The organism is candidate division TA06 bacterium (genome assembly GCA_016235665.1).
In the GTDB taxonomy this organism is placed as follows: domain Bacteria; phylum Edwardsbacteria; class AC1; order AC1; family EtOH8; genus UBA5202.
The window spans coordinates 315,730-342,622 of record JACRJI010000016.1 but is presented as its reverse complement, the minus strand read 5'-3'; the positions used below and the strand labels follow the sequence as shown (position 1 = coordinate 342,622).

28 protein-coding genes are annotated in these 26,893 nt (G+C 55.8%); 13 read left to right on the top strand and 15 right to left on the bottom strand.

Annotated features, from left to right (window positions below):
- Positions 1–19 precede the first annotated feature (19 nt).
- From HZA73_11865 to rpmH, 15 genes are all read right to left on the bottom strand, one after another.
- Positions 20–700, bottom strand: a complete 681-nt coding sequence (locus HZA73_11865) for a 7-carboxy-7-deazaguanine synthase QueE (protein ID MBI5806719.1) — start codon at positions 698–700, stop codon at positions 20–22.
- Complete coding sequence (locus tag HZA73_11860; protein MBI5806718.1) at positions 697–1,335, bottom strand: hypothetical protein; 639 nt, start codon at positions 1,333–1,335, stop codon at positions 697–699. Before HZA73_11860 ends, HZA73_11865 begins: the two co-directional genes overlap by 4 nt.
- 11 nt (positions 1,336–1,346) lie before the next feature.
- Positions 1,347–2,021 carry a 7-cyano-7-deazaguanine synthase QueC gene (queC, locus tag HZA73_11855; protein ID MBI5806717.1) on the bottom strand — a complete coding sequence of 225 codons (675 nt, stop codon included), beginning with the start codon at positions 2,019–2,021 and terminating at the stop codon, positions 1,347–1,349.
- Positions 2,008–2,379 carry a 6-carboxytetrahydropterin synthase QueD gene (gene queD / locus HZA73_11850; protein ID MBI5806716.1) on the bottom strand — a complete coding sequence of 124 codons (372 nt, stop codon included), beginning with the start codon at positions 2,377–2,379 and terminating at the stop codon, positions 2,008–2,010. Before queD ends, queC begins: the two co-directional genes overlap by 14 nt.
- A 21-nt stretch (positions 2,380–2,400) precedes the next feature.
- Complete coding sequence (locus tag HZA73_11845; protein ID MBI5806715.1) at positions 2,401–3,612, bottom strand: DEAD/DEAH box helicase; 1,212 nt, start codon at positions 3,610–3,612, stop codon at positions 2,401–2,403.
- 502 nt (positions 3,613–4,114) lie between these two features.
- On the bottom strand, positions 4,115–4,516 hold the full coding sequence (queF, locus tag HZA73_11840) for an NADPH-dependent 7-cyano-7-deazaguanine reductase QueF (protein ID MBI5806714.1): 402 nt from the start codon (positions 4,514–4,516) through the stop codon (positions 4,115–4,117).
- 110 nt (positions 4,517–4,626) lie between these two features.
- On the bottom strand, positions 4,627–5,172 hold the full coding sequence (locus HZA73_11835; GenBank protein MBI5806713.1) for a GNAT family N-acetyltransferase: 546 nt from the start codon (positions 5,170–5,172) through the stop codon (positions 4,627–4,629).
- A 7-nt stretch (positions 5,173–5,179) separates the two neighbouring features.
- Positions 5,180–6,001 carry a class I SAM-dependent methyltransferase gene (locus HZA73_11830; protein ID MBI5806712.1) on the bottom strand — a complete coding sequence of 274 codons (822 nt, stop codon included), beginning with the start codon at positions 5,999–6,001 and terminating at the stop codon, positions 5,180–5,182.
- A gap of 162 nt (positions 6,002–6,163) precedes the next feature.
- Positions 6,164–7,516, bottom strand: coding sequence for a tRNA uridine-5-carboxymethylaminomethyl(34) synthesis GTPase MnmE (mnmE, locus tag HZA73_11825; GenBank protein MBI5806711.1), 1,353 nt, complete (start codon positions 7,514–7,516; stop codon positions 6,164–6,166).
- 56 nt (positions 7,517–7,572) lie between these two features.
- The gene (locus HZA73_11820) at positions 7,573–8,211 is read right to left on the bottom strand and encodes a response regulator (GenBank protein MBI5806710.1); all 639 of its coding nucleotides are present in this window, start codon (positions 8,209–8,211) and stop codon (positions 7,573–7,575) included.
- 174 nt (positions 8,212–8,385) lie between these two features.
- Positions 8,386–9,435, bottom strand: a complete 1,050-nt coding sequence (locus tag HZA73_11815) for a Jag N-terminal domain-containing protein (GenBank protein ID MBI5806709.1) — start codon at positions 9,433–9,435, stop codon at positions 8,386–8,388.
- Positions 9,436–9,546: 111 nt separating this feature from the next.
- Positions 9,547–11,175 carry a membrane protein insertase YidC gene (gene yidC, locus HZA73_11810; protein ID MBI5806708.1) on the bottom strand — a complete coding sequence of 543 codons (1,629 nt, stop codon included), beginning with the start codon at positions 11,173–11,175 and terminating at the stop codon, positions 9,547–9,549.
- Between the two features lie 112 nt (positions 11,176–11,287).
- Complete coding sequence (yidD, locus tag HZA73_11805; GenBank protein ID MBI5806707.1) at positions 11,288–11,536, bottom strand: membrane protein insertion efficiency factor YidD; 249 nt, start codon at positions 11,534–11,536, stop codon at positions 11,288–11,290.
- Entirely contained in the window at positions 11,530–11,910 is a 381-nt protein-coding gene (rnpA, locus tag HZA73_11800) for a ribonuclease P protein component (GenBank protein ID MBI5806706.1), read from the bottom strand. The genes yidD and rnpA overlap by 7 nt, the downstream gene beginning before the upstream one ends.
- Before the next feature lie 36 nt (positions 11,911–11,946).
- Positions 11,947–12,102: a 50S ribosomal protein L34 gene (gene rpmH, locus HZA73_11795; protein MBI5806705.1), complete on the bottom strand. Its 156-nt coding sequence runs from the start codon at positions 12,100–12,102 to the stop codon at positions 11,947–11,949.
- Positions 12,103–12,628: 526 nt separating this feature from the next.
- On the opposite strand from rpmH, the gene gcvPB reads away from it, so the two are divergent.
- The 13 genes from gcvPB to HZA73_11730 all read left to right on the top strand — a co-directional run bounded on the left by gcvPB (position 12,629) and on the right by HZA73_11730 (position 26,807).
- A complete protein-coding gene (gcvPB, locus tag HZA73_11790) occupies positions 12,629–14,122 on the top strand; it encodes an aminomethyl-transferring glycine dehydrogenase subunit GcvPB (protein MBI5806704.1) in 1,494 nt (497 codons plus the stop codon).
- 72 nt (positions 14,123–14,194) lie between these two features.
- Positions 14,195–16,324, top strand: coding sequence for a T9SS type A sorting domain-containing protein (locus tag HZA73_11785; GenBank protein MBI5806703.1), 2,130 nt, complete (start codon positions 14,195–14,197; stop codon positions 16,322–16,324).
- An 84-nt stretch (positions 16,325–16,408) separates the two neighbouring features.
- Positions 16,409–16,807, top strand: coding sequence for a hypothetical protein (locus HZA73_11780; protein ID MBI5806702.1), 399 nt, complete (start codon positions 16,409–16,411; stop codon positions 16,805–16,807).
- A 206-nt stretch (positions 16,808–17,013) separates the two neighbouring features.
- Entirely contained in the window at positions 17,014–18,846 is a 1,833-nt protein-coding gene (locus HZA73_11775; protein MBI5806701.1) for a glutamate mutase L, read from the top strand.
- 92 nt (positions 18,847–18,938) lie between these two features.
- Entirely contained in the window at positions 18,939–20,060 is a 1,122-nt protein-coding gene (locus HZA73_11770) for a hypothetical protein (GenBank protein ID MBI5806700.1), read from the top strand.
- Positions 20,061–20,080: 20 nt separating this feature from the next.
- Positions 20,081–20,464, top strand: a complete 384-nt coding sequence (locus tag HZA73_11765) for a hypothetical protein (GenBank protein ID MBI5806699.1) — start codon at positions 20,081–20,083, stop codon at positions 20,462–20,464.
- A gap of 115 nt (positions 20,465–20,579) precedes the next feature.
- The gene (locus HZA73_11760) at positions 20,580–22,526 is read left to right on the top strand and encodes a tetratricopeptide repeat protein (protein ID MBI5806698.1); all 1,947 of its coding nucleotides are present in this window, start codon (positions 20,580–20,582) and stop codon (positions 22,524–22,526) included.
- Positions 22,523–23,278: a lipoate--protein ligase family protein gene (locus HZA73_11755; protein ID MBI5806697.1), complete on the top strand. Its 756-nt coding sequence runs from the start codon at positions 22,523–22,525 to the stop codon at positions 23,276–23,278. The genes HZA73_11760 and HZA73_11755 overlap by 4 nt, the downstream gene beginning before the upstream one ends.
- Positions 23,279–23,394: 116 nt before the next feature.
- Positions 23,395–24,261 (top strand): DUF4388 domain-containing protein, encoded by an 867-nt coding sequence (locus HZA73_11750; GenBank protein MBI5806696.1) that lies wholly within the window; start codon positions 23,395–23,397, stop codon positions 24,259–24,261.
- Positions 24,262–24,343: 82 nt separating this feature from the next.
- Positions 24,344–25,039, top strand: a complete 696-nt coding sequence (locus HZA73_11745) for a roadblock/LC7 domain-containing protein (protein ID MBI5806695.1) — start codon at positions 24,344–24,346, stop codon at positions 25,037–25,039.
- A 10-nt stretch (positions 25,040–25,049) separates the two neighbouring features.
- Entirely contained in the window at positions 25,050–25,853 is an 804-nt protein-coding gene (locus HZA73_11740; GenBank protein MBI5806694.1) for a hypothetical protein, read from the top strand.
- A gap of 41 nt (positions 25,854–25,894) precedes the next feature.
- The gene (locus HZA73_11735) at positions 25,895–26,296 is read left to right on the top strand and encodes a hypothetical protein (protein MBI5806693.1); all 402 of its coding nucleotides are present in this window, start codon (positions 25,895–25,897) and stop codon (positions 26,294–26,296) included.
- Between the two features lie 172 nt (positions 26,297–26,468).
- A complete protein-coding gene (locus tag HZA73_11730) occupies positions 26,469–26,807 on the top strand; it encodes a hypothetical protein (GenBank protein ID MBI5806692.1) in 339 nt (112 codons plus the stop codon).
- Positions 26,808–26,893 lie beyond the last annotated feature (86 nt).

The following is a 26,893-nucleotide window of genomic DNA, read 5'->3' as shown; positions in this document are numbered from 1 at the left end:
AATGATTGTTTCAAGATTATTAGCGAATGTTCCATACCTTGTGCATCTGCCGGATGATGCTGACATGGTCCAAATGCTCTCCGGCCAGGGCCTGATATCTCCGGACCGTCTGCATTTCGGGGGCGCTTGACCCTTCGGCCGGCTGGAGGATCAAAACTATTTTACGGTCAACAACCGCGATGATGCGGGCGGCCCGATCAACTTCTTCTGCGGTGGTCTTGTCGCATATCACCATCTTGACGAAAACCCTGTCCCGGGCGGTCTCCAAGAACCGTTGCTGCGTACTCCAGATGTCCTTTCCGCAGGCCGATGGCGGTTTGATATCCATGGCCACCACGTCCAGACTGGAGATGATGGCTGCCAGTTCTTTGAACAATGTGCCATTGGTCTCAAGGTATAACCGGTAACCGCGTTCTTTCAACCCCGGGATCAGAGCCGCGATTAAGCCAGCCTGCAGCAGGGGCTCGCCCCCGGTGAAGGAAACGAAAGCGTCAGGATTTGTAATGGCCTGGATCTTGTCCAATGCTTCCGGGATATCCATCTCGGTCACCTTGTCCCCGGCTTTGGCCAGCGGAGTGTCGCAGTAACTGCAGTCCAGGTTGCACCCGGCAAAGCGGACAAAGGTGGTGGGTTCGCCCAGGTACATGCCTTCGCCCTGCAGGGAGTGGAATATTTCGATGATCCTGGCGTTCACGGTCATTTATATATCTTGTAATCTGAATTGCTGCTCTCCACCCGGATCCGTCCCTTGCTGATCAGGGCATTCCAGCCGGCCTGCATCCACAGCTTGGAGGGGAATAAAACCTCCTCCACCATGATGAACTCGGCCTTCATGGAAAACTCGTTCACCGGCCAGCTCAGCTTGGGCATGGTGATGTCCATCTTTTCCAGCGACAGGTCCTGGGGGTCGTAGGTTATGGTCCCGGCCAGGTCTCCGCCTTTGGGGTTTTTGGGCTTGAATGATATGCTGGCTCCGGACCGGTCTACCAGGAACTCGTATTTGGGGTCGTTCAGCTTGGGAAGTTCCATGCTTTGGCTGCGACCCCTGCCGTCTTCCCGTTTTTTCTGCTTCTTGTCGCTGGTGTGTACTATTTGACGGTCCAGCAGGGAGTCCCCCAAAAACTTCTGCCAGGTCTCAACAGTGTCGGTCTTCTCTACCAGCCCCTGTTTGTCGAGTTTGTGGACATAGCTGAGGGTGGTGAAGCTGTAAACCAGGTTCTTCTTGAGCTCCTTCTGCCGGTCAAGTTGCTTCTGAACCTCGCTGAGCACGGAGTCTTGAGCAACTGCTGATAGCTGGGAAATGGTTATCATTAAAATAGTGAGAAAATGACGCATATCGGGACCTCTTATATCGTAGGGTCCGGTTTTCCCGCTTCCTTGAATCCCTTGGCCCGCAAAAGGCAGGAATCACAGGTGCCGCAGGGTTTCTTCCCCCCCCGGTAGCAGGACCAGGTCATCTGATGGGGCACTCCCAACCGGATCCCCAATTTTACGATCTGGGATTTGGACAGTTTTAACAATGGGGCAATGATTTTGATAGGTTTTCCCTGGCGTCCGGCCTTGGTTCCCAGTTTATAAACTTTTGACATGGCAGATATGAAATCCGGCCGGCAGTCGGGATAGCCCGAATAGTCCAGGGCGTTGGCCCCGATCATCACCGCTTCGGCGCCGATGGCCTCGGCACTGGACAGCCCGTAGCTGAGGAACAGGGTGTTGCGGCCCGGCACATAAGTGGACGGTATCTGCGCGCCGATATCCCTGGCGCTTTTGGCGCTGGGAAGAGCGGAGGCCTTGTCCAGCAGGCTGCTGCCCCGCCAGGGTAGTTTTACCGGGATGACGTCATACGCCACCCCGGTCTTTTTGCATAATGCCCTGGCCGAAGCTATCTCCCGGCCGTGCCTTTGTCCGTAGTCGAAGATCAGGGCCTTAAGCTGCCAGCCCTGGGCCAGGGCCCAGTAAAGCACGGTGGCAGAATCCAGCCCGCCGGAAAGAAGCACCACGGCCTTTTTAGAACGGGCCATAGGTGGCCTTGGCATGCTCGGTCTCCCAAACGGAGACCTTGTTGATCTTGACCTTGGGCGAATTGAACTTCATAGCCATCTCCTCAAACACCACCCGGGCGATGTTCTCGGCGGTGGGGTTGATCTTGTCGAAGGGCTTGACCTCGTTCAGGTCCTGGTGGTCAAACCGTGTCAGCAGGTTCAGCAGGGCTTCACGGATATCGTTGAAATCGGCCACCATCCCGGTTTTGTTAAGCGCCTTGGCCTTTAGCTCCACCTCCACCTGATAATTGTGGCCGTGGACCTTCTCGCATTTCCCGGCATAGTCCCGTAAGTGGTGGGCGGCCGAGAAATTTTTGTAAACCGAAACGTAATACATGATATCTCCTTTAACAAAATACTAACGGCGGCGGTAGGGCTTTGATCCGGAACCGCGGCTCTGCCGGGCCGGCGCGCTGTGGGTCCGGGCCGGAACGGTTGATTTATAGGGGTGGTCGGCGGCCACCGGGATCGAGCGGCCCAGCAGACGTTCCACCTGGGCCAGGTCCTGGCGCTCCTCGCTGTCGCAGAAGGAGACGGCTGTTCCCAAGGCGCCGGCCCGTCCGGTGCGGCCGATGCGGTGAACATAGGCTTCCGCTTCGTGCGGTATGTCAAAGTTCACCACGTGGGAGATGTTGTCGATGTCGATTCCCCGGGAGACCACGTCCGAGGCCACCAGCACTCTGATGGCGCCGGTCTTGAAGCCATGCAGCACACGTTCCCTGGTGTTCTGGGATTTGTCGCCGTGGATGGCCTGGGCCGGGATGCCCCAGGTGGTCAGTCGCCGGGACAGGCGGTCGGCCCGAACCTTGGTGCGGGTAAAGACCAGGGTCCGCTCCATGCCTTTCTGGGAAAGCAGGTGGCGCAGCAAATCTGGCTTGTCGTCCTTTTCCACAAAATAGACCGATTGCTCCACCGTATCGGCGGCAGCATATTCAGCCATGATGGAGATGGAGACCGGCTGGTCCAAAATGCCCCCGGCCAGCGTTCGGATCTCGGGGGGCATTGTGGCAGAGAAGAACAGGGTCTGGCGACGGCTGGGGACCTTGGCCACTATCTTTTTGATGTCATTGATGAAGCCCATGTCCAGCATCCGGTCGGCCTCGTCCAGCACCAGGATCTCCACTTTATGAAGCAGTACCATTTTCTGGTCCATCAGGTCCAGCAGCCGCCCGGGGGTGGCCACCAAAATATCCACTCCGCCCCGCATGGCCTTGGCCTGGGTGCCCTGGTAAACGCCGCCGTAGACCACGGCCGAGCGTAGGTTGATGTTCCGGCCGTAGGCCGCGAAGCTCTGTCCCACCTGGGCCGCCAGCTCCCGGGTGGGGGTGACGATCAATGCTCTTATTGTCCGGTACTGTTCCCTGGTGATCTCCGGCCGGTCCAGCCGCTGCAGTATCGGCAGGGCAAAGGCCGCGGTCTTGCCGGTTCCGGTCTGGGCGCAGCCCAAAATGTCCTTGCCGGCCAGGGCCACCGGGATGGCCTGCTGCTGAATGGGAGTGGGTTCGGTGTATCCCTCTGTCTTCAATGCTTCCAGCAGGTTTGGGTTCAGTCCCAGCTGGTCGAAGCGCAGGGTGGGTTCGGTGGAAACGGCCTTGGGGGCCCGGGGCAGCGGTGTTTGGACTGGGGGGACATGTTGGGGGCGGACCGGAAAATGCTGGACCGTCCGAGGTGTTTGCTGGGTCATGGGCCTGGCTGACTGGTGCTGGGGATGCTGCCGTCCCGGCTGTCCCAAAGGCCCTCCGGGTTTGGAGGCAGGCCGTTGCGCTTGGGGCGGCCTGTTAGGCTGGTGCGGCTGTGGCCTTTGTCCCTGAGCCGGGGCTCCCTGGGGCCGGGCCGGGCGGGCGGTTTGATGATTCTGGGTCCTGACCGGGGCATGAGCCGCAGTTGCCACCGGTTTCCGGTGGGGTTCGGCCTGGTGTCTGGCCGGGGCCGCAGCATGGTGTTGAACCGGCTGGGCCGGGGTCTTCTTCTTGCGTTTGAAAAGGCTTAAAAGTTTGCGTAATGGCATAATCTCTCTCTCCAATCAACGATGAACAATGATCAATGACCAGTCCGTGGTTGATTGCTAATGGTTAATTGTTTTTTCCTGGGTATTCGGCCGCCACGGTTATGGCTATGCCGCCCCGCACTCTGAAATTTCCCGTCACCAGCATTTGACGGGGCTGGACGGCCTTCACCAGGTCGTCCAGGATCTGGTTGACCACCGTCTCGTGGAATACGCCCTTGTTGCGGTAGGTCCACAGGTAAAGTTTGAGCGATTTGGATTCCACCACCAGCCGGTCCGGGATGTAGCTGACGGTGATGGCGCCGAAGTCCGGCTGCCCGGTGATGGGGCAGAGGGAGGTGAATTCTTCGGTCTCCAGGATCACCCGGTAATCGCGCCCGCGGTTCCGGTTGGGGAAGGCTTCCAACTTTCCCGAGGGCTTGAGCACCTTGCGGCCCAAAAGGGTCAGGCCGAATTTGTTTTTGGGCATAGACAAGGACCTTTCATTATTTCTGCTATCTGCCGTACTCACAGTTTATCTTTTACGTTTAACGTTAATACGTAGTAACGTTATAACGATTTATTTTTTACTTTCTATGGTTAAATTTCGTACTCACTTCGTAGTGTTCCGTAATAGGCCAGGTCCTCGAACTTGTCCCACTTCTTGACGTGCTGGCGCAGACAGCCTTCGTACTTCATTCCGATCTTTTGCATCACTTTTCCCGAGGCCGGGTTGCGGGTAAGGTGGGTGGCGTAGATCTTATTGAGCTTCAGTCCGGTGAACCCGTAATCCAGCAGGGCCCGGGCGGCCTCGGTGCAGTATCCCTTTTTCCAATAAGGCACGGCCACCCAGTAACCCATCTCGGCCCGGTGGTGGTCCTTGCTGATGGTCAGGCCGATGGCCCCGATCAACTGTCCCGGGTCCTTCAGGGTGATGGCCAGGGTCAGGCCCGAGCCCAGCTCCCAGGTCTTCTGGTGGGTGCCTATCCAGGATTCCGCCGCCCCGTCGGGGTAGGGGTGGGGCAGGTTCAGGGTGGTGTCGGCGATCTCGAAGCTGCCGGCCAGCTTTTGGACCACGGGGGCGTCGGCCAAAGTGAAGGGGCGGAGGACCAGGCGCTCGGTGGTTAATGTTGGTATAATGGTCATGGTTTGTTCAATTGACATCTTTTGGCTTTACTGCTTTCAACGAGAACATCAGCGGTATCAGGTCTTTTCCGCCGGGGAACCGCCAGCGCCCGTCCTTTCCTTTTTCCAGAAACGGAAAGCAGTCGTAGCTGCAATAGGGGAACTCGTGCAGGAACTCGATCCTGATTCCTTGGGATGTCAAAGAACTCACTACGTCTGCCAATGAATGCTGCCACTCATAAGAAGGATTCGTTGTTCTCTTGCTGTGGTCGGCGTAGGCATAGCCGTCATCCCACTTTTGGGGCTGGTCCTGGTGAAAGTAAGAATACCGGGCCTTGAGCTCTTTATCCTCGGAGTCGTTGCTGAATACCGTGGCCACGGGGTGGAACTCGCGGATGTAAAAGAAACCGCCGGGTTTGAGATATTGGTTGATCAATTGTGCCCACTTTGTCAGGTCCGGCAGCCAGCACAGCACCCCGCCGGAGGTGAAGACGATGTCGAACCTTTTGTCCAAGTGCTGCGGCAGGTCGTATATGTTACAGCAGACGAACTCGGCCGGCACCTTCAGCTCGGTGCTCAAGCCCTTGGCCAGGGCGACGGCCTTCTCCGAAAAATCCACGCCGGTCACGACCGCCCCCTTGCGGGCCAGGGAAATGGCGTCCTGCCCGAACTGGCACTGCAGATGAAGGATGGATTTGCCTTTTACGTCGCCCAGTTCCTCAATCTCTATCGGATCCAGGGTCTCGGCGCCTTGCTTGAAGCCTTCCAGGTCGTACATGGCCGAGCCGACATTGATCTCGGTCAGCTCCTCCCACAGGGCTTTGTTAGTATCAAGATACTTATTGCTCATATACTTTTCGGGGCAGACAGGAGCTCCTCCGCTGAAGCTTTGGCGCTTGAAGAAGTCCGGCATTGAAGCGTAAGCGGATTAACATGATTAACGGGTTTTATTTGTAATATATAATTTAGTAATCTGTGTTAATCTATAAAATCTGCGGATGGTAAATCCCGATTACTTTCCGATACAGAATTGTTCGAAGATCCTATTCAGCACCTCGTCGCCGATGGTCTGCCCGGTTATCTGTCCCAGGCTGTTGACGGCTTCCTTGATGTCCTGGGCCAAAAATTCCCAGGAGGCTTTTTTCTCCAAACCATCGCTGGCATTGTTCAGGAATTGGGCGGCTTGCTTCAAAGCCTCCATCTGCCGGTTGTTGGAGGCCCCGGCCGCCCCGGCTTCCCAGTTATGGCCGCCGGTCAGGGTGTTCACAATGGTTTTCTCAAGTTCCTTAAGGCCGTCCTCGGTGATGGAGGATATCCTCAGCCAGTTATTTTCTATTTCAAGCTTTACCGGCAGGTCGCATTTGTTGGCCAGCACGATCCGGTTGAACCCGGAGGTCAGCTCCAAAAGCCTTTTATCCTCGGAAGTCAAGGCGCATCCGGCGTCCAGCACCAGCAGCACCAGGTCGGCCTGTTCCATCTTGCCTTTGGCCCGTTCCACCCCTATCAGCTCTATGGCGTCGCTGGTCTCCCGCAGGCCGGCGGTGTCGAACAGCCTCAGCGGTATGCCCCCGATCTCTATCCAGCCCTCCAGCACGTCGCGGGTGGTGCCGGGCGAGGGGGTGACTATGGCCCGCTCTTCCTTCAGCAGCATATTGAACAGGCTGGACTTTCCGGCGTTGGGCCGGCCGGCGATCACCACCCGGGCGCCGTCCTTCAGTATCAGCGAGGCCCGGCTGTCGTCCAGCAGGCGCTGGGTCTTTTTCAAGGCTTGGTCTATGTCGTCTTTTATCTGTTTGAATTCGGCGGCAGGAATGTCCTCTTCGGGAAAATCCACCCAGGCTTCCAGCAGGACCAGCAGGGAGACAAGTTTTTCCCTGATATCGCTTACCTTGCGGGAAAGGCCGCCCTCCAAGCGTTCCAGCGCGGCCTGGGCCGCGGTCTGGGTCCTGGCGTTGATTATGTCGCAGACCGCCTCGGCCTGGGCCAGGTCCAGCCTGCCGTTCAAGTAAGCCCTAAGGGTGAACTCCCCGGGCTGGGCCTGGCGGGCCCCGGCCTCCAGGCAGGCCTGCAATACGGCCTGGGGAGCGGCCGCGCCGCCGTGGCAGGTGATCTCCACCATGTCCTGGCCGGTGAATGAATGGGGAGCCTTCATTACGGCCAGCATGACCTGATCGGCGGACAAGTATTGATCTCCGGAGATCTTTCCCAGATGCAGGGTATGTGAGGGCATTTGACTGGGGAGCAATTTGCCTTTAAAGATGGCATCAGCGATCTCCAGCGACCTGGGCCCGGAGATCCGGACCATGCTCAAGGCGGCCGGGCCGCTGGCGGTGGAGATGGCGGTTATGGTTTCTTGCTGGGACATCGAAGATCAAAAAAAATAAAAAATGAAAAACAAAAAATGACGATGATGGGCGGGCCTCACTCGTGCACGGCCACAAAGGTGCCTTCCTTGCAATTCAGGGCCTGAATCCAGGCATCCTGGTCATCCCGGCCGTTGATAGTGCAATGTTTGAGTTCGCCGTCTTTGATCTCGATCTTCCCGCTGCATCCTTGAGGCGAATTCAGTTCAATGACACCGGTCCAGCCTCCGATGGAGTACATGTCCAACAGGCTGAAGATGGAGACCACCGACAGCTGGTTTTCGAATTTCTTGGCTTTCTGGGAAAAAAGCTTTTTGGCCTGCTCGGCTTGCTTCAGCCTTAGATTGATCGCTTTCAGCAGGTCGGTTTTGTTGACCGGCTTGGTCAGATACTTGGTGGCCCCTATGGAATAACCGTAAATCCGGCTATCCTCGTCGGTCTTGGCAGTCAGGAAGATAAATGGTATCTGCTTGAGCTCGGGATCTCCTTTCACCTGACGGCAGAATTCATAGCCGTCCATGATGGGCATCATGACATCGGTCAGAATAAGCTGGGGGCGGTGCTGGCGGACGGCCTCCAGGGCATCCTGGCCGTTGTGGGCCTTCAACACCTGATAGCCTTCCTTCTTCAACTCATATTCGATGATTCTGGCAATGTTGATCTCATCGTCGGCTACCAGAACAGTAATCGGTTTCATTAAGGACGCCTTGTATTATCATTATAGACTTTTCATTAGCGGGCCCCAGTCCGGCTCAGCTGAACCGGTTTCAATATAAAACAAAAGAATACTACAAAAAACAGCTAAAATCAAGGCAAAATAAAAAGGCTCTCCCAGTTTTAGAGAGCCTTTTTATTTTAAAAGATTCTGACATTACCTGGTATTTCTTTTCTTGGACCGGGGGGCGAAGGAGGACATATCCACCGGGGCTTGAGGTCTGGTTGCTTCGGGCCTGGTCTCCGATGCCGGGCGGGGTGGAAGAGTCTTGGGAGCCGGCCTGCGGCTGCGGTCCTGGAAATTCCTTTCGGCCGGGGACTGCTTGGGGGCCATCGGAGCGGCTGGTCTGGGGGAGGCCGGTTTGGGAGCCATCGGCGCCGCCGGTTTGGGAGCTGCCGGAGCAGGTTTGGGGGCGGGCTTGGGGGCCATCGGGGCGGCTGGTTTGGGAGCGGGCCGTGGGGCCGGTCTGGCCGGAGCCTGGGCCGCAGGTTTGCCGCCGGGCCTTGGTCCGTCGCGGCGCGGTCCGCGTTGCTGATCTGCCGGGCGGCGGTCGTTGCGGTCCGGCCGTCTGGTGGTTGCCGGTACTCCGGGGGCGCCCTTAAGGGAGATGATCACCCGGCGCCGGTCTCCGTTGCCCACCGCCAGTGTCTTGACATCGGCGTGTTTCTCCAGGGCCTGGTGCACCAGCTTGCGCTTGTGGGGCGGCATCGGCTCCATCTCGTATTCTTTGCCGCTCTGCTTCACTTTTTCGGCCAGTTCCAGGGCCCGGGTCTTAAGGTCGTCGTTCTGCGATTCCAGGAAACCGCCGATGTCCAGCCGGATGTCGTACTCCGATTCCCGGAATATCTTGTTGATCAGGTAATCCATGGCCTCAATGGCCGCGCCCCGGTTGGCTTTCAGATATTTGTCGCCGGTGGGGCAGTCAATACTGGCGATCAGCAGATTGCCCTCTTCCCTAAAGCTCTTTACTTCGCCGGGCATGCCCATCTTTTCCAACAGGGTTTCCACCATGTTCTTGACCTTGGGCCGGGGCATCAGTTTGATGCGGATCTTGGCCGGTTTGGCTCCGAAGATCCCCAGGAATCCGGAGGAGCCAAGCGAGACGATCTCCACTTCGGTGTCTTCGCGGCGCACTCCCAGTTCCAGCAGGCCTTTTTCCAGGGCCTGCTCTACCGTCTTTCCCTCTTTTTCGATGATTAGGCTCATTTTGATCTCATCCGATGTTTGGTTGTCGCTTAAAATTTTACCGCAAGTTCCCCACTAAAGACACGAAACAACTTTTCGAATATTCAGTGCTTTTTCGTGGGTTGGTCATTTTCAGGCTTCGGCCGGGGGCTGGGTCCTGATCTGGATCAGGTACTGCTCGCCGATGGACAGGATGTTGTTGATCAGCCAGTAAAGGTTCAGGCCGGCCGGCAGGCTCATGAAGATGAACACCATGAACACCGGCATCATGTAGACCATCATCTTCTGCTTGGGGTCCACCGTGGTCATCTTCTGCTGGAAGAATATGGCCACCCCCATCAGTATGGGCAGCAGGCTCAGCGATTCCCAGCCCACCATGGGCAGTTTACCGCCGAAACTGACGATGCTGTCGGGCAGGCTCAGGTCGGTGATCCACAGCACAAAGGGGGCCTGGCGCAGTTCGATGGTGTTGATCAGCACGCTGTACAGGGCAAAGAACACCGGCATCTGCAGCACCAGGGGAATGCAGCCGGAGAAGGGGTTGACCCCGTGCTTCTTGTAAAGGGCCATGGTCTCCTGGTTCAGCTTGCCGGGGTCGTTCTTGTGCTGGTCCTGGACCTTTTTAAGATGGGGCTGAAGGTGCTGCATCTTCTTCATGGATTTCATGCCGGTGTAGGTCAGGGGAAAGAAGACCAGTTTCATCAGCACCGAGAAGATGATGATCACCACCCCGTAGTTGGGTATGAAATTATGCAGGGAGCGAAGGAACCAAAGGATGCCCCGGGATATTGGCTGGATCCACTTCCAGCCGGTGTCAGCGATCTTGTCCAGCGACGGGTCCACCTTGGCCAGCATGCCGTGGTCGATGGGGCCCAGGTAGACCGTGATCTCGTCCCCGGTATCGGCGGTAAGGGGCAGGCCCAGCGAGGTGGTCAGGCGGTCCTGGCCCTTTAGTCCCTGCTGGACCGAGGCGCCTTTTCTGCTTTTGGGGACCAGGGCGGCCACGAAATACTTGGTGCGCACCCCGCAGTAGGCGATGTCGCCTTCGATGGCCGGCAGTTCCTTGTTCTTGGCCAGCTTGGTCAGATTATCCGATACCAGGTCCTTGCCCAGCAGGCTTAAGGCGGCGAATTCCCTATGGTCCAGGTCCTTGTTCTTTTCGGTGGTGTTCAGTCCGCAGTTCCAGGCCAGGTTATATTTGGAACTTAAGTAAACATTTTCAGGGGCGGTGATCTTGATCTTCAGGCTGAGGCCGGGGGCGTTCTCCAGCAACCCATAGGTCTTTTGGATCACCACTCCATCGGCCAGCCTGGCCTGATAGGTGATGCTGCCGTCGAATTCCTGGCCCGTCTCGAACACCACTTCCGAAAGGTCAACCGGCTGCCCGGCCACGGACAGGTTCATAGTCAGGGCCCGGCCGCTGTCGGGGATCAGCTGCACCGGCTGGCCGCCGGGTCCCATATAATCCAAAAGCCGGTAACCGGACAGGGCGGCTCCCTGGCTGGTCAGCACGGCTTCAAAGCCTTTTCCCTTAAGGATCTTTTGGGTGACGGGCAGTCCGGGGGTCTTTAGTTTGGGGCTTTTGGCCGGAGCGGCCGCGGGCTGGGCCATAACGGCCTGAACGTCTGCCGGTTCTGAGGCGGCCGGAGCAGTCTGCTGGACAGCAGGCTGGGGGGCCGGTTTGGGCATCAGGAACTGGAAACCCAGGAACACCGCCAGGATCAGGATGATGGCCAGCAATAACCTTTTATTGGAATCCATATAACTTTCTACATTCCCTAATCTTTTACCACTGAAACACTGAAGCCAAAAGGAAAACACTGAAATAACATTTAAAGCTTTCAAGTTTTCCGTGGTTCCGTGGTTGATTTCGTTAAGGTCTTTTAACTTTGGGGCAGTCTGGCACCGGGTCGTACCCTCCGGGATTGAAGGGGTGGCAGCGCAGTATCCTTTTTACAGCCAGAAGCGTTCCCTGGCCCGGCCCGTGAATGGTCACCGCCTCCAGGGCATACTGCGAGCAGGTCGGGTGAAAGCGGCACGATTTGGGAAGAACGGCGCCCAGGGTCAGCTGATAGGCCCGGATGAAAAACAGGACCGCCTTGGTCAGCGCCCGGTTCAGCATGGCTGGTCCGGGCCGGCTGGCACCCTTAAAAGCCCGGCTTTTTCCAAAAGCTGGGGCAGGCACGATTCTATCTGGGCATAGGTCAGGGGCCGCTGGGCCACCAGGAACAGATCAAATCCCGGTTTTATCAGGTGCTTGGTCCGGCGGTAAGCTTCGCGCATCCGGCGCTTGTTAAGATTGCGTTCCACCGATCCGAAGCCCTGCTGGCGCTTGGTGGCAAAGCCGGCCCGGCATCCCGTCCTTTCGGGAGCTGGCCGGTAGATCAGATTCAATCCCTGATGGCGGACCCGCAAGCCGTGCTCAAAAAGCCCGGAGATATCGCCTTCGGATTTCAGCCGTTCCTCTTTTTTAAAAGTCTGTCTGATCTTATCCAATTCACTCACCGCCTTAGGGTCCGAACCTTCAGGCCGTTAGATCAAATGGCGCTCGTCGGCCACGGTCAGCTTCTTGCGGCCTTTGGCTCTGCGGCGGGCCAGCACTTTGCGGCCGTCGGCGGTGGACATCCGTTTGCGGAATCCGTGGGTGCGGGCGCGTTTGACCCGGCTGGGCTGATAGGTCCTCTTCATTACTCCTCTTCTTCCTTCGTGGGCTTATTGAATTTTATTGTTAAAAGGTTGATTGTTTCAGGGATAAACATATCATAATACAACATATTAAGGCTAAAAGTCAAGTAAAATCAACCAAGGGGCGGCCAGCCCACCGTCTAAAAACCAACCACGGAAGATAAAGAACAGACCGGAAAAGCCCCAAAAGTTCCGAACAAGGGAGAGCGGCCTTTAGTATGAGTCAGACAAAATGAAAGAGAAATATTTTCCACTGCCAGGGAAAAACATAAGATCAGCGCCTGCTGCGAAAGGGGCGCAAATTGCTTTTTTTGCTTGACTTTAGGGGCCCTTTAATGGTATCCTAATCTGTTGTTTTGGATTGCCTTTCCCCGGGATTGGCCACAGAAAGCACAGAAACCATAAAGTATGGGGTGACCGTACAGAAAGTCCTGTTGTTTTTGAACTTTCTGTGTTCCTTCGGCAGGCTAAGGACCTGTTTTTGTGGCAAAATGATCACTAAATAACTTTAACATATAGATGGCGGCCAATGTTAGAAAAAACAATCTTTGAACTGTCTTCAGCCGGCCGGCAGGGCCACGCTTTGCCCCAGTGCGACGTGCCGGAGAAACCCACCGACACCCTGATCCCCAAAAATCTTCTGCGGGCCCAGGAACCCGGACTGCCCCAGGTGGCGGAGATCGACGCCTTCCGGCACTTCGTCCGGCTGTCCACGTTGAACCATCACGTGGACAAGGGCTTTTACCCGCTGGGGTCCTGTACCATGAAGTACAATCCCAAGGTCAACGAGGATCTGTCCCGCCTGCCGGGCTTCACCGGGACCCACCCGCTCCAGGACCCGACTGACCTGCAGGGCGGCCTGCGGCTGATGAAGGAACTGGGCGACTCGCTCTGCCAGATCTCCGGCCTGGACGCCGTCACCCTGCAGCCGGTGGCCGGGGCCCACGGCGAATACACCGCCATCATGATGATCCGGGCCTACCATCTTAAGAAGGGCAGGGTCCGCAGCAAGATACTGGTCCCCGATTCGGCCCACGGCACCAACCCGGCCACCACCACCCTTTCCGGTTACCAGGCCATCACCATAAAATCCAATGCCGACGGGTTGGTGGATCCCGAAGATCTTAAAGCTCACTTAGACGACGAAGTGGCCGGCCTGATGCTGACCAACCCCAACACCGTGGGGCTGTTTGAAAAGAACATCGTCCAGATCACCAAGATGGTGCACGACATCGGCGGGCTGGTGTTCATGGACGGGGCCAACCTCAACGCCATGATGGGCATCGTCCGTCCCGGGGATTTCGGGATCGACGCCATGCACTTCAATCTCCACAAGACCTTCGCCACCCCCCACGGCGGCGGCGGGCCGGGAGGCGGCGGAGTGGCCTGCACCAAGGCGCTGGAGCCGTTCCTGCCTCTTCCAACTATTGCCACGCGGAACGTTTCAAACAGTTCGAACGTTTCAAACAATTTGAAACAGGTCGAGTATTATCTCGACTATGACCGGCCGGACAGCATCGGCAAGGTCCACAGCTTCTTCGGCAATTTTGGGGTGATGGTCAAGGCTTACGCCTACATCCGGATGCTGGGGGCAAAAGGCCTGCGCCGGGTCTCGGAGAACGCCATCATCAACGCCAATTACATCATGCGGTCGCTGGAGGGAATATACGACCTGCCCTTCAAGGCCCACTGCAAGCACGAGTGCGTGTTCTCCGGCCTCAAGTTCCGTGACAAGGGGATCAAGACCCTGGACATCGCCAAGCGCCTGCTGGACTACGGCTACCACGCGCCCACCGTCTACTTCCCGCTGATCGTGCCCGAGGCCATCATGATCGAGCCCACCGAGACCGAGAGCCAGGAGACGCTGGACGAGTTCATCACGGCCATGAAGAAGATCGCCGAAGAGATAGAGAAGACTCCGGAGCTGGTTAAGAGCGCGCCTAACAACACGCCCATCGGGCGGCTGGATGATGCCAAGGCGGCCAAGGACCAGAAGCTGTGCTACCGCGGGGAGTGTCAATAAAACGTTTGAACCGTTTGAAACTGTTTCAAACAGTTCAAGCAGTTTCCAACTGTAAATAGCGGAGATGCGGGCATGAAGAGTAAGTTGTTTCTTGCGGCTGCACTGTGTTTTGCCGGGCAGGCGCTGGCCCAGGATAGTTTAAATGTGAGGACAGTTGGTTATTGGCATTATGGTCCATGTTGGGCAGTAGCTCGTGTAAATATTGGGGGTAAGCATTATGCCATAATGGGGGCAGATAGTGGTTTGTGGGTTTTAAATGTGGAGAATCCATCAACACCGTTAAAAATAGCAGAAAAAAATATATTTGAGCAAATACATGGTATAACTATTGATGGAGTATTTGCTTATTTAGCGTGCGGTGGCTCTGGCCTACATATTTTTGAAATCAGTGACCCAACGAATATAGTGAAAATAGGGCAATATGATACGCCAGGTTACGCTGAGGACATAGTTGTTTCTGGTGACTATGCGTATATTGCAGATAATACATATGGTCTTTGTATCGTTGATATAAGCAATCCTGCAAACCCAATAGAGGTCGGCCATTATAATACCACGGGGTATGCCAAGGGTGTTGATGTTTCGGGGAATTATGCTTATATAGCCGATGGTTACGAAAATGGGCTTATAGTGATTGATATTAGCATTCCATCAGCGCCAGTGTTTGTTAGTAATTATAATATACCGATGGATGCCAGAGATGTTGTAATTTCAGGACAATTAGCATACATAGCAGATTATAATAATTTATTAATAGCTGATGTCAGTATCCCAAATAATATTCATGAAACAGGCAGATGTTATTTATCTGCTGGCGCATGTGAAAGTGTAAAAATATCTGGAAATTACGCATATGTGGCGAATGGTGGATTAAAAGTAGTTGATATCAGTGATTCATCTAATCCGCAAGAAGTTGGTTCCTGTATCGCTCCTGATTTTGCAAATGATATTGTGGTTGATAGTGATAATGTATATTTAGCTGATTGTAATGGGGGTTTAAGGATTATTAATGTAAATGTACCTGCAAATCCAGTGGAGGTTTGTTCGTATTTAACTCCCAAGTATGTCTGGAATATAACAATTGATGGTAATTATGCCTATATATCAGACAGTCGTATTTTACGAGTTTTAAATATTGCGAATCCTGAATTGCCAACAGAAGTAGGGTTTTATGCTACTCCTGATTATATTAATGGTTTAAATGTTTTGGGTAGCTATGCATTTGTAACCAACGATTATAGTGGGCTTCGGATTATCAATATTGCTGATCCAATGCGGCCATCTGAGTTAAGTAGTTATGATACCCCTGGCAGAGCATGGGATGTTGTTTGTTCAAATAATTGTGCATATGTTGCCGATGAAACTGCGGGTCTTAGAATTATTAGTATTATCGATCCATCAAATCCAATAGAAATTGGTAATATTGACACACCAGGCACTGCATGGAATATTGATCTTTTGGGGAACTATGTTTATTTGGCGGATGGTACTGCAGGACTTAGAATAATTGACATAAGTGAACCAACGAGCCCAGTAGAAGTGAGTTTTTGTTCAACATTAGATTATACATTAGCTGTTGAGGTGTTAGGCAATTATGCATTTACGGCCGAGGGTGATTCGGGTCTTAGAATTATTGATATTAGCGAACCAACAAGCCCAAAACAAATTTCTATTTGTGATACACCTGGTTATGCAGAAGCTTTAGCCGTTTGGGGCAAATATGCTTATATAGCAGATATTAATTCTATACGGATTATTGATATTAGTGACCCAATAAAACCAGTCGAAGTAGGCTTTTATACAACTGACAATAATGCTATAAATATTGCCGTAAAAGATGGATATATTTTTTTAGCAAATAAAAACAATGGTCTACGGATCTTTCAGGGCTATGGGCCTGCGGGAGTAACGGACGGACAAATTACGAATGCAGAATTCAGAATTCAAAATTTACGGTTACGGGTTTACGGAAACACCATTGAATATTCTATTCCCCAAAGCGGCACTGCTTCTTTAAAGGTCTACAACCTGTTGGGCCAGGAAGTGTGCGGTCTGGTTCGGGGGAACAAAACTGCTGGGAGCTATAAGATCAACTGGGACGGCCGGGAAGACAGTGGCCGCAGGGTTTCCAGCGGGGTGTACCTGGTCCGGTTGGAGGCCAATGGCCAGGCGGTAACCGGGAAGATGTTAGTCCTTCGGTAGCCAATCAAGATGCCGTGCTCAGGATAAATTCATGCGGTAAACATTTACAACTTTTATAACCTTTAACACGTTTAAATCATTTCGTTGCGTGATTCCATCTACATAGACGGCCAGATGCCCTCGCCCGAGCGGCAGAAGGAACTGCTGGCCAAGATCGCCGACCAGATCGTCAAGCGCAAGATGACCACCCCGGCCATCCTGTTCTTCGAGTCGGTCAAGCCGCTGTCCTTCGTGGGCAGCCAGGCCCTGGTCTTTCTGCAGCCCATCATCCAGGCCTTCCTCAACCGCCGGGAGTACGATGAGATCGTGCTGATGATGGAGGAGCGGGAGAACGTGGAGAAGCTGCTGCTGGAGATAGAGAACCAGGAGGCCCAGTGGCAGCAGCGGGAGCAGGCCGAGAAACAGGAAGCCAAGAAGTTGAGAAGTTTGGAAGGCAAGATGACCTGGTTCCAGAGGTTCAAAAGTTTCATAGGCATCCGGTAGGGGTTTGATTCATCAAACCCTGTTGGGCGAATTGTAATTCGCCCAGTATACCCGCAATGGGAGAGGGGCAAACCCGTAGGGGCAAATCACGATTTGCCCAAAGGAAGGAAGAGGGTAAACCCTGTAGGGGCGAAGGTCCCTTCGCCCCTGACGAAGACCCCAAAGAAAAAAATCAATAGATCACATAAACCATCAGGAGACTCATAATGGCAGTTGATCCCAACAAGCTGAAGGTAATCCTGGTCACCGACTGCGGCAGCACCACCACCAAGGCCATCCTCATCGAGTACAAGAACGGCGAGTACCGCCAGACCACCCGGGGCGAGGCCCCCACCACGGTGGAGAAGCCGTTCGAGGACGTCACCAAGGGCGTGCTCAATGCGGTGCGCGAGGTGGAGGAGCTTTCCGGCCGCAAGATCCTGAAAGGCGATGATATCATGACCCCGGCCGAAGGCATGAACGGGGTGGACATTTACATGTCCACCAGCTCGGCCGGCGGCGGCCTGCAGATGATGGTGGCCGGAGTGGTCAAAACCATGACCGGCGAGAGCGCCGCCCGGGCCGCCCTGGGCGCCGGGGCCATCGTGATGGACGTGCTGGCCTCCAACGACGGGCGCCTGCCCCACCAGCGGATCGAGCGGATCCGCCACCTGCGCCCCGACATGATCCTTTTATCCGGCGGCATCGACGGCGGCACCGTGACCCACGTGGCCGAGATGGCCGAGCTGATAGGGGCGGCCGACCCCAAACCCCGGTTCGGCACCAGCTACATGCTCCCAGTCATTTACGCCGGGAACAAGGACGCCCGTGAGATCGTCACCAAGACCTTGGGCGAAAAGACAGCCCTGCTGATCAAGGACAACCTGCGTCCGGTGCTGGAGCGGGAAAATCTTAAGCCCGCCCGGGACGCCATCCATGACGTCTTCATGGAGCACGTGATGGCCCACGCTCCGGGATACAAGAAACTGATGGCCATGGCCCACGAGGTTCCCATCATGCCCACCCCGGGCGCGGTGGGGCTGATGATCCAGTCTTTAGCCAAGGCCGACGACATCGCGGCGGTGGGGGTCGACATCGGCGGGGCCACCACCGACGTCTTCTCGGTCTTCTACGGGCTCAACGAAAAGAAGGAGCGCGAGGCCACCTTCAACCGCACCGTCAGCGCCAACCTGGGCATGAGCTACTCCATCTCCAACGTGCTGGCCGAAGCCGGTCTGGAGAACATCATGCGCTGGGTGCCGTTTGAGCTGGACGAGGCAGACCTGCGCAACCGGATCCGCAACAAGATGATCCGTCCCACCACTATTCCCCAGAGCCTGGAGGAACTGCAGATCGAGCAGGCCATCAGCCGCGAGGCTTTGCGCCTGGCCTTTAAACAGCACAAGGAAATGGCGGTGGGCCTAAAGGGCGTGCAGCAGGAGCGCACCATCTCCGACGCCTTCGAGCAGACCGGCTCCGGCGACACTTTGATAAACATGATGGACCTCAACATCCTGATCGGCTCCGGCGGCGTGCTTTCCCACGCCCCGCGCCGGGCCCAATCGGCCCTGATGATGATCGACGCCTTTGAGCCCTCCGGCATCACCACCATGGCGGTGGATTCCATCTTCATGGCCCCGCACCTGGGGGTGCTTTCCACCGTCAACGCCCCGGCCGCCAACGAAGTGTTCCTCAAGGACTGCCTGGTGAGGCTGGGCTCGTCCATCTGTCCCTCCGGGCAGGGCAAGGAAGGCCAGCCCTGCGTCACCGTGCGCTTCACCCGGGCCGACGGAACCAAGGTGGACGAGAACATCAAGGTGGGCGAGATGAAACTGATCCCGCTGGGGGTGGAAAAGGTCAAGGCTCAGATCATCCCGGCCAAGCAGTTCGACATCGGGGCCGGCAAGGGCAAGGAAATGGAAGTCACCCTGGAAGGCGGAACGGTGGGCGTGATCATTGACGGCCGGGGACGGACCCTGCTGCTGCCAACCGACAAGAAGGAGCGGATCAGAAAGCTCAACGAGTGGAACAAGGCGCTGGATATCTACCCAACGAAATAAAGTAAGGGCAGGTTTGAAACCTGCCCCAACCAGAATAACTGTAAGGGCAATTCATGAATTGCCCCAACTGAAGAAAAAGGATATACAGAAGAATGGCACATGCATATACTCCGGGACTTAAAGTAACCGAAAAAGCGGTGATCAAAAAGGACCGCCGGCTTCCCCTAAAGGGCCAGGTGCTGGTCAAAGTTGGCGACAAGGTCACCGCCGACCAGGTGGTGGCCAAGACCGAGCTGCCGGGCAACGTCCAGACCCTTAACGTGGCCGGGCTCTTAGGCATCCTGCCCGAGGATGTGGCCGGGCACATGATCAAAAAACCGGGCGACTCCGTCCAGAAGGACGAGGCCGTGGCCATCAGCAAGGGTTTCTTCGGGCTGTTCAAGTCCACCTGCAATTCACCGGTGACCGGGACCATCGAATCCATCTCGCCCATCACCGGCCAGGTGATCCTGCGCGAGCCGCCCCTGCCGGTCCAGGTGAGGGCCTACGTGGACGGCCAGGTGGTGCAGGAGAATCCGGGCGAGGGGGTGGTGGTGGAGACCTTCGGCACTTTCGTCCAGGGCATCTTCGGCATCGGGGGCGAGGTCCACGGCCAGATCAAGATGGCGGTGGGCGATCCCTCCAAGGAATTGACCCCAGAACTTATCACCCCCGAATGCAAGGGCAAGGTGGTGGTGGGCGGATCGCTGATCCGGATCGCCGGAATGAAGAAGGCGGCAGAGGTCGGGGTCAGCGCGGTGGTGGTGGGCGGCATCAACGACGCCGACCTGAAGGCCCTGCTGGGCTACGACATCGGCGTGGCCATCACCGGCACCGAGGAAAAGGGCTTCACCCTGATGGTCACCGAGGGTTTTGGCCAGATGAATATGGCCAAGAAGACCTTCAATCTTTTAAAGTCCAAGGAAGGCCTGAAGGCCTCGGTCAACGGCGCCACCCAGATCCGGGCCGGAGTGATGAGGCCCGAGGTCATCATCCCGCTTACGGACGGAGGCCAGGCCGACGAGGCTCAGAAGCAGCAGGGAGGGATGGACATCGGCATGGCCATCCGCTGCATCCGCCAGCCCTACTTTGGGCTGATCGGCAAGGTTTCGGGGCTGCCGGCCGAACTGCAGAAACTGGAATCGGAAAGCCACGCCCGGGTGCTGGAGGTGACGTTTGATGACGGCACTAAGGCAATAGTACCCCGGGCCAACGTGGAATTGATAGAGGACTGAGAACTGCGGCAGACGAAAACATGGCGACACAGACAATCAAATTCGAGTACGATCCGGAGCGGAATTTGCTTTTTGCCGAGGATGATTTCGAGGTCAACACCCCGGAGGATGCTGATCTTTTCGTGGATCTTTACCGGGAGCAGTTCGAGAAGATAGGCCGGCCGGTCAACATCGTGGCCCGGGTTGACGGGCTGTACATCAACGATTCGGTCCGGGCATATTACGGGAACCGGTCGCGGCCGGTGTCCCAGCACTGGTGCCTTAACTTTGCCCGTTACGGCAGCACCGCCATCGGCCGGATGAACGCCAAGTTCATGGGCAAGAAGGCGGAGTTTGAAACCGCAGTTTACCAGACCCGTGAGGAAGCGGCGGCGGCAGTGATATCCGGCATCCGGGAGAAGTGAAGTGCTGCCCTGGCCATAGAACGGCCGGTAAAGGGCTGGAGCCTTTTATTCAGGCAGATCAACGAGGTCCTCTGGAAAATCCGCAAACCTGGCAGGATGTCATTCATTTCCGGCCATGAACCACATTCACAAAGTTATCGCCGTGTCAATAAAAAAGAACATCATTTCTTTGGCTCTGCCCGGCGGCTTTCTTTTGTGGTGGTTCGTGGCTTCTTTTTTTCCGGGGCGTTTTACCTGGGGATTCGACCTCTTAAACCATTATTCCCAGGGTTTCCGGCTGGCCTGGTTCTTAAGCGGGATGGCCATGATTTCGGCCCTGCATTTTATTCCGGAACCGGGATCCCTTGAAGGCAGACCTTCCAAGTCAGCAAATATTTTGCTTGTTCTGCTTCCGGCCGGACTGGCCCTGTATCTATTGTTGAGGGTCAAAATACCGTTATTGGGTGATGGCATCCTGCGCAGCCAGGAGATCTCAGCCGGCCGGCTGTTCTCCCTTACCGAACCCCTGACCACCCTGATCCACGGCTTGTTGTACCGGCTCCTGTCGGTCCTCGGCTTTCAGGCCAACCTGGCCGAACTGGCCTACCGGATCACCAGCATGACGGCCGGAATAACGACCCTGACCCTATACATCTTTTTCGCCAAAAAGAATCGCGATGGCCGCAGCTTCTGGCCTTTGATCATCATTTTGGCCGGGGCCGGTTTCAATCTGATCTTCTATGGTTATGTGGAGAGTTACGGCCTTTTCCTGGCGGCGGTGGGCTGGTACCTGTTTCTGGTCCGGGAAAAAATCGCGGAAACCAAACCGTCATTCATCCCGGCCGTTCTGGCCGGTCTGGCCGCGGCCCTGCACGGTTCCGGGATATTTTTGTTTCCCTCGCTGGTTTATTACTGGAAGATAAGATCATATTTCAGCACCAAGGCCGGGCTAAAAAGAACGGCGCTGGAATTGCTTTGTTTTTCCGCCATCCCGGCAGCGGCCCTGGCCACAGGTTTTCTTTTAGTCTCCCGTCCGGAGATGAACACGGCACTTTCCGAGCTTCCCAAAAGCTCGCTGCTCCCGTTGTGGGGAGGCTTATGGGGCTACGGAATCTTAAGCCCCGGGCACTGGCTGGATATGTTCAATCAGTTTTTGTTGGTCTCTCCGGCTGCATTGTTATTGTTGCTTTGGGCCAAACCGGTGAAGGGAACAATAGAAGGACCGGCCGAAAAGATATTGGTTTTGGCGGCGGCCGCCGGGTTGTTCTTCATATTTATCGTTGACCCCAAGCTGGGCACGGCCCGGGACTGGGACCTTTTGGCCTGGCCGTTCACGGCCCTGCTGTTCCTGGCCGTTCACCGGGCCTTGGCCAGGAAACTGGAATGGCGGAGCTGGGCGGCGGCGGCAGTTGTTTCCCTCTGGCTATTTTTACCCTGGGTGCTGGTCAACGCTTCGTCAGAAAGGTCGCTGGCCCGTTATACCAGCCTGCTGGCCCGGGACAACAGATCCTCGGCCTACGGCTACGAGAACCTGGCCATCTACTACCGGGACCACCATCACCCAGAAAAAGAGGAATGGGCCTACCGGATGGCTGTGGACAACGACAGCCTTAACCCCCGCCACATTTACAACTACGCCCTGTCACTTTCCAAGAACGGGAAATACCGGCAGTCACTGCCCTGGTTTCAGAGATCCCTGGAGTTGGATACCCGCAGCGCCAAACGCTGGAACGACTATGGCGCTGCCTTGATAAACTGCCAGGAACCCGGCCCGGCCATTGCCGCCTTAAACCAGGCCCTGGTGGCTGATCCCGGAAACGACCAGGCGCTTTATAATCTTGGGGTGGCCTATTCAATGGCCGGAAATTGGTCTGCGGCCGACAGTTTTTTTACCCTAACCAGGCTGACCGGTTACTCCGACGCCTGGCTCTATTATTACTGGGGTGAAGTCAAATTAAATCTTAAGCAGTATCCTGAGGCCGCCGAGTATCTGAAAAATGCCATTGATGCAGGGGTCCAAGAAGAAGTGCTTTTTGAAGAATATCAAAAGGCGTTGGCGGCTCAGCGGGGGAAAAACAGATGAACTGGCGTCATATAAATACCGGCCGAGCTGACGGGGCATATAACATGGCTCTGGATCTGGCTCTGGCCGAGTCGGTCCGAAGCAAAAGCTCGGGGCCGGTGCTCCGCTTTTACGACTGGGAGCAGCCCACCATTTCACTGGGATACAATCAGGATGCCGGGCAGCTGGACCTGGAGGCCTGCCGCCAAGCCGGGGTCAAAGTGGTGAGGCGGCCCACCGGCGGTAGGGCGGTTTTTCATTTCAATGAATTTACATACAGCGTCATAGCCCTGCAGGATGATCCTCTCTTAGGCGGCCCGGTCCTTAACACCTATCGCATCATCGCCCAGGCCCTGGTGGCCGGGTTGTCGCAGATGGGAATTGATTCTGAACTGCAGCGCTCCCATAGCGCCGGAAACAGCGTCAAGGATTCGCCGCTGTGCTTTGCCGCCGCCGGACGCTACGAGATCACGGCCGCGGGCAAAAAGATACTGGGCAGCGCCCAGCGCCGGATCCAGGGCGTCATTCTGCAGCAGGGATCGCTACTATTGGCCCAGGACCAGAACCTGGCGCCGTTCTGCTGCCAGGGGGCCGAAGCTAACGCCACCACGGCGGAAGAATTGCTGGGCCGGAAAGTGGGCTTTGAACAGGCGGCAGGCTGTATGCTGCAGGGATTTAAATCGGCCTGGGCGGCGGAATTTGTCCAGGATATCGTTACTTCCGCCGAGCAGGGGGAAACAGAGAAGTATCTGTTCCAAGTGAATATTTTATAAAAACGCAATTTTTTTATTGACAGATTTATTATTTTGGTTTACACTAATAGGTTATCAGGTTAAAAAGACGAGATTTATTTAAACAAAAGCCATCAAATTTTAAGACAAACCGCATTATGGGCTTGCAGGCCGACCTCTCCGATTTTTCTCTTTCGGAGATAATTTACTTTTTATCCCACTTTAAAAAGACCGGGGTGCTGACGGTCAAAGCCGGCAGCAATTTCGGCGAGGTCTACTTTGACAAGGGCGACACCGTCCATGCCATTTTGGGAGACATCAAAGGTCCGGAGGCGGTGTTCAACCTGTGTCTGGAAACTTTGGGCGAGGCCAAATACACCAGCGGTCCCAAATCCCCCGAGGTCACCATTAAGGACGGGGCCGGGAAGATCCTGGAAGAGGGAGAACGCCGCCGCATCGAAATGGCCGAGATCCTTAAATCCCTGCCGCCGCTGGACACCGTGCTGGCCCGCACCGCCCAGGCACCCGAAGAATCGGCCGTCACTATCCGCCGCAGCGACTGGACCATCATGGCCCTGGTCAACGGCAAGCGGGATATCCGGCAGATCGTGACCGACAGCAAACTGGGGATGTTCGAAGTTGTCAAGACCGTGGCCTGGCTGCTGGCCAAGAACCTGGTGATGGATCCCAAGGAGATGGAGCGCCTGTTTAAAGACAAGGTGAATTTCGTCAACCTGCTGCTGGACGAATTTGGCGTCAAAGGCACCGGGGTGGCCCCATACCTGGAACTGTTAACCGCCACCCTGACCGAATTGGACAAGGGCGGGCGGATGGCGCGGCATCTGGAATTCGGGGCTGACCGGCTGAACATAGTGCCAGGGCCGCTTTCCGACGTCACCAAAGAAGAGATGATAGAGATCTGGGAACGGCTGTCCGACGCCGTTCATAAAAAAGGATTGAAGGAATACGGACCGATGCTGGGCAAGCATAAGCACCAGACCGCCCAGGCCCGCTCGCTTAAATAGAATACCAGGGAGTAATTGTTGCTCTGCTCCGTTACCGGATCTGTCATTATTCCCAGCATACTTAATTAATGCAGGAGCCCCTATGGCTAAAGACCCGGCCGAGTTAGTGGAAAGTGTTTTAAAGATGGAGGCTGTCCGGCACTCCGTGGCGGTGGCCAAGGAGGACGGAACCATGGTCAAGGCTTCCGCCGGCGCGCCGTCCAATCTGGGCGACGTGGTGGCCTTTTTGGGCTCGGCGGCCGAGGTCATTTCCTCCAATTTGGAATTGGGCGAGCTCAGCTCGGTGCTGGCCGAGGGCAAAGATCATAAAATGCTGATCCTGCCCCACGAGACGGTCTACCTGGGAGTGGATCTGGATCCGGCCCTGTCACCTTGGTGGGTGCTGCAGCCCAGTCCGTTGGACCTGCTGTCGGAAAGCAAGATGGCCGAGATCTCCGAGGCCGAGGAACTGCTGAAGCAAAAGATGATTTTGGTCAACCTGCTGCTGGAGGAGTTCGGGGCCAAGGGAGATAAGGCCGCCGATTGGCAGGAGATGCTGACCCGCGAGCTCAAGAACGTGGATCCACCAGGACGGCTGGCCAGAATGGTGGCCGCCGGTCCGGGCCATATCACTTATAACGAGGGGGTAAAGACAGACATATCCAAAAAAGAAGTGGGCGATGCCTTTGAAAAGCTGGTCAACCTGACCTGCAAGAAGGCCATTGCTTCATTGGGTTTCGTGGAGGTCAAACAAAAATTTCAGACCGTGATTTCGCGGCTGGCAACGGAAAAGAGGTGAGGCAGTGAATATGGAAGAGATCCTCATACGACTTTCCAGCCAGCAGGGCGTGACCGGAAGTTTCTTTGTGGGCGACGACAACAGTTTCGTTTCCCAGACCCTTTCCAAAAGTTTCGTCAAGGAGAATGCCCAGAGGGCGGTGATGGTGCTGGCCCAGACCTTTGACGCGCTAAATCAGGTGGCCCAGTTTCAGATAGCCAAGATGATGGTCAACTCCCGGGGCATCCGGCTGTTCATCCGCCGCACCGACAAGGGTTACCTGAATCTTCTGACCGACGCCACCGCCGACGCCGCGGTGATAGACGCCGCCCTGGACGGCGCCCTGATCGAGATCAAAAACCTTTCTGCGGTTCCGTCCGCGCCAGCCCCGTCCGTTTCCGCTTCGGCAGCCCCATTGGCCTCTCCACCCAAACCAGCTCCCGTAAGCGCGGCTCCGGTACAGGCTTCAGCGCCGGTTCCTGCTGTCCCGGTCCCTGCGCAAGCTTCCGCTGCTCCGGTTCCAGCGGCCCCGCCAAAGTCCGCTCCCCCTCCTGCTGCAAAGCCGGCGGCACCTTCCAAGCCCGCCCCTGTTCCGGCAGCACCGCTGGAGCCTGAGGTGCTGGATAAAATATTGGTGATAGCCGAAGAGTTCCTGGGAGAGCTGGGTCCGGATATCTTCCAGAATCAAATGACGGACCACAAGGTCAACAAGGAAAAACTCCAGCGCGATCCGGTGATGAAATTCTGTTACGGGATGCAGAAGGACGCCGCCATGATCATCGGGCCTTCGGCCGCCAAACAGATGGCGGATAAAATGATGATACTGCTTAAATAAAAAAGCTGAGAGCTACAAGCTATTAACGAAAGGGTCAACAGATGTTCAAACAACTGCTGTATCCCGGCGAATACCTGTGGTATGTAACGGTCACCAACCTGGTCACCATCTCGGGAAGCATCCTGCTGTGGGTGGCCTGCGTGCTGTTCGGGCTGATCGCCCGGAAGTACGAGACCGTACTGCGCAAGAAGACCAACTGGCAGTACATGATCTTCGCTCCTTCGGGGGTGCTGGTCTACGCGGTGATCCAGATCATAGCCTTTGCCAGCCAGGTCAAGCTCAACGTCATCCAGTCATGGATCGCTTACGCGTTCTTCCTGCTGTCCGGGGTGTTGTCATTCCTGGGCGCGCTCAAATTCAAGAAGGTGGTCACTCCGGTAAAGAAGCCAGCCCCGGCCGTTACTCCAGGCGTTGCTGCTAAGCCCGCCGTCGCGGCCAAGTAATCGCTGCGGAGGGCACGGGTTTTTTACCAGGAAACCAGGAATATTTTTATATTTTCCACTCCTTCGCTCATGCTCCGGTGTGCGTGCTGCATTCCCTATAGATACCGAATAGCTTGGATTAGTTTTTTCAAATCGCACTATTTTTTAAATCACAAGCCAAGGAGGTCGTCAAATGGAAGTCTCTATACCAGCCGAACTGCTTTTTGCCGTGGCTGTGGCCTTGTTCGGACTTTCGTTCCTATATTATTCCCGGATATTAAAACGGCTGCTGGCCATCATCCGTCGCCCCTCGGTCATCTGGGTGCTGCCGTTGGCGGGCGCCATTTTCCTGGGCCTGGGCGCACTGTTCCATTTTCTGCCGCTGGCCATCTATCCCCGGCTTGATCCCTCCCGCACCGACCAGCTGATGCAGCTCTGCCAGAGCCGAAGCATGGAAGCGGTGGGAATCTTTCTGGCCGGTTTCATCTCCATCATTGCCGGTCTGGTGTACACCCGATGGACCAGCCGGTAGACAGACTGCCAACACTACGGCAGGCCAACCGAAAATGTTTCCAACAGCCAATTTCAGGGGAGGAAAACGGATGTAATTCAGATCCT

Coding starts and splice junctions, on each gene's coding strand:
- HZA73_11865 (MBI5806719.1), bottom strand. CDS start 700: ATGACCGTGAACGCCAGGATCATCGAAATATTCCACTCCCTGCAGGGC.
- HZA73_11860 (MBI5806718.1), bottom strand. CDS start 1,335: ATGCGTCATTTTCTCACTATTTTAATGATAACCATTTCCCAGCTATCA.
- queC (MBI5806717.1), bottom strand. CDS start 2,021: ATGGCCCGTTCTAAAAAGGCCGTGGTGCTTCTTTCCGGCGGGCTGGAT.
- queD (MBI5806716.1), bottom strand. CDS start 2,379: ATGTATTACGTTTCGGTTTACAAAAATTTCTCGGCCGCCCACCACTTA.
- queF (MBI5806714.1), bottom strand. CDS start 4,516: ATGCCCAAAAACAAATTCGGCCTGACCCTTTTGGGCCGCAAGGTGCTC.
- HZA73_11835 (MBI5806713.1), bottom strand. CDS start 5,172: ATGACCATTATACCAACATTAACCACCGAGCGCCTGGTCCTCCGCCCC.
- HZA73_11830 (MBI5806712.1), bottom strand. CDS start 6,001: ATGAGCAATAAGTATCTTGATACTAACAAAGCCCTGTGGGAGGAGCTG.
- mnmE (MBI5806711.1), bottom strand. CDS start 7,516: ATGTCCCAGCAAGAAACCATAACCGCCATCTCCACCGCCAGCGGCCCG.
- HZA73_11820 (MBI5806710.1), bottom strand. CDS start 8,211: ATGAAACCGATTACTGTTCTGGTAGCCGACGATGAGATCAACATTGCC.
- HZA73_11815 (MBI5806709.1), bottom strand. CDS start 9,435: ATGAGCCTAATCATCGAAAAAGAGGGAAAGACGGTAGAGCAGGCCCTG.
- yidC (MBI5806708.1), bottom strand. CDS start 11,175: ATGGATTCCAATAAAAGGTTATTGCTGGCCATCATCCTGATCCTGGCG.
- yidD (MBI5806707.1), bottom strand. CDS start 11,536: ATGCTGAACCGGGCGCTGACCAAGGCGGTCCTGTTTTTCATCCGGGCC.
- rpmH (MBI5806705.1), bottom strand. CDS start 12,102: ATGAAGAGGACCTATCAGCCCAGCCGGGTCAAACGCGCCCGCACCCAC.
- gcvPB (MBI5806704.1), top strand. CDS start 12,629: ATGTTAGAAAAAACAATCTTTGAACTGTCTTCAGCCGGCCGGCAGGGC.
- HZA73_11785 (MBI5806703.1), top strand. CDS start 14,195: ATGAAGAGTAAGTTGTTTCTTGCGGCTGCACTGTGTTTTGCCGGGCAG.
- HZA73_11775 (MBI5806701.1), top strand. CDS start 17,014: ATGGCAGTTGATCCCAACAAGCTGAAGGTAATCCTGGTCACCGACTGC.
- HZA73_11770 (MBI5806700.1), top strand. CDS start 18,939: ATGGCACATGCATATACTCCGGGACTTAAAGTAACCGAAAAAGCGGTG.
- HZA73_11765 (MBI5806699.1), top strand. CDS start 20,081: ATGGCGACACAGACAATCAAATTCGAGTACGATCCGGAGCGGAATTTG.
- HZA73_11760 (MBI5806698.1), top strand. CDS start 20,580: ATGAACCACATTCACAAAGTTATCGCCGTGTCAATAAAAAAGAACATC.
- HZA73_11755 (MBI5806697.1), top strand. CDS start 22,523: ATGAACTGGCGTCATATAAATACCGGCCGAGCTGACGGGGCATATAAC.
- HZA73_11750 (MBI5806696.1), top strand. CDS start 23,395: ATGGGCTTGCAGGCCGACCTCTCCGATTTTTCTCTTTCGGAGATAATT.
- HZA73_11745 (MBI5806695.1), top strand. CDS start 24,344: ATGGCTAAAGACCCGGCCGAGTTAGTGGAAAGTGTTTTAAAGATGGAG.
- HZA73_11740 (MBI5806694.1), top strand. CDS start 25,050: ATGGAAGAGATCCTCATACGACTTTCCAGCCAGCAGGGCGTGACCGGA.
- HZA73_11735 (MBI5806693.1), top strand. CDS start 25,895: ATGTTCAAACAACTGCTGTATCCCGGCGAATACCTGTGGTATGTAACG.
- HZA73_11730 (MBI5806692.1), top strand. CDS start 26,469: ATGGAAGTCTCTATACCAGCCGAACTGCTTTTTGCCGTGGCTGTGGCC.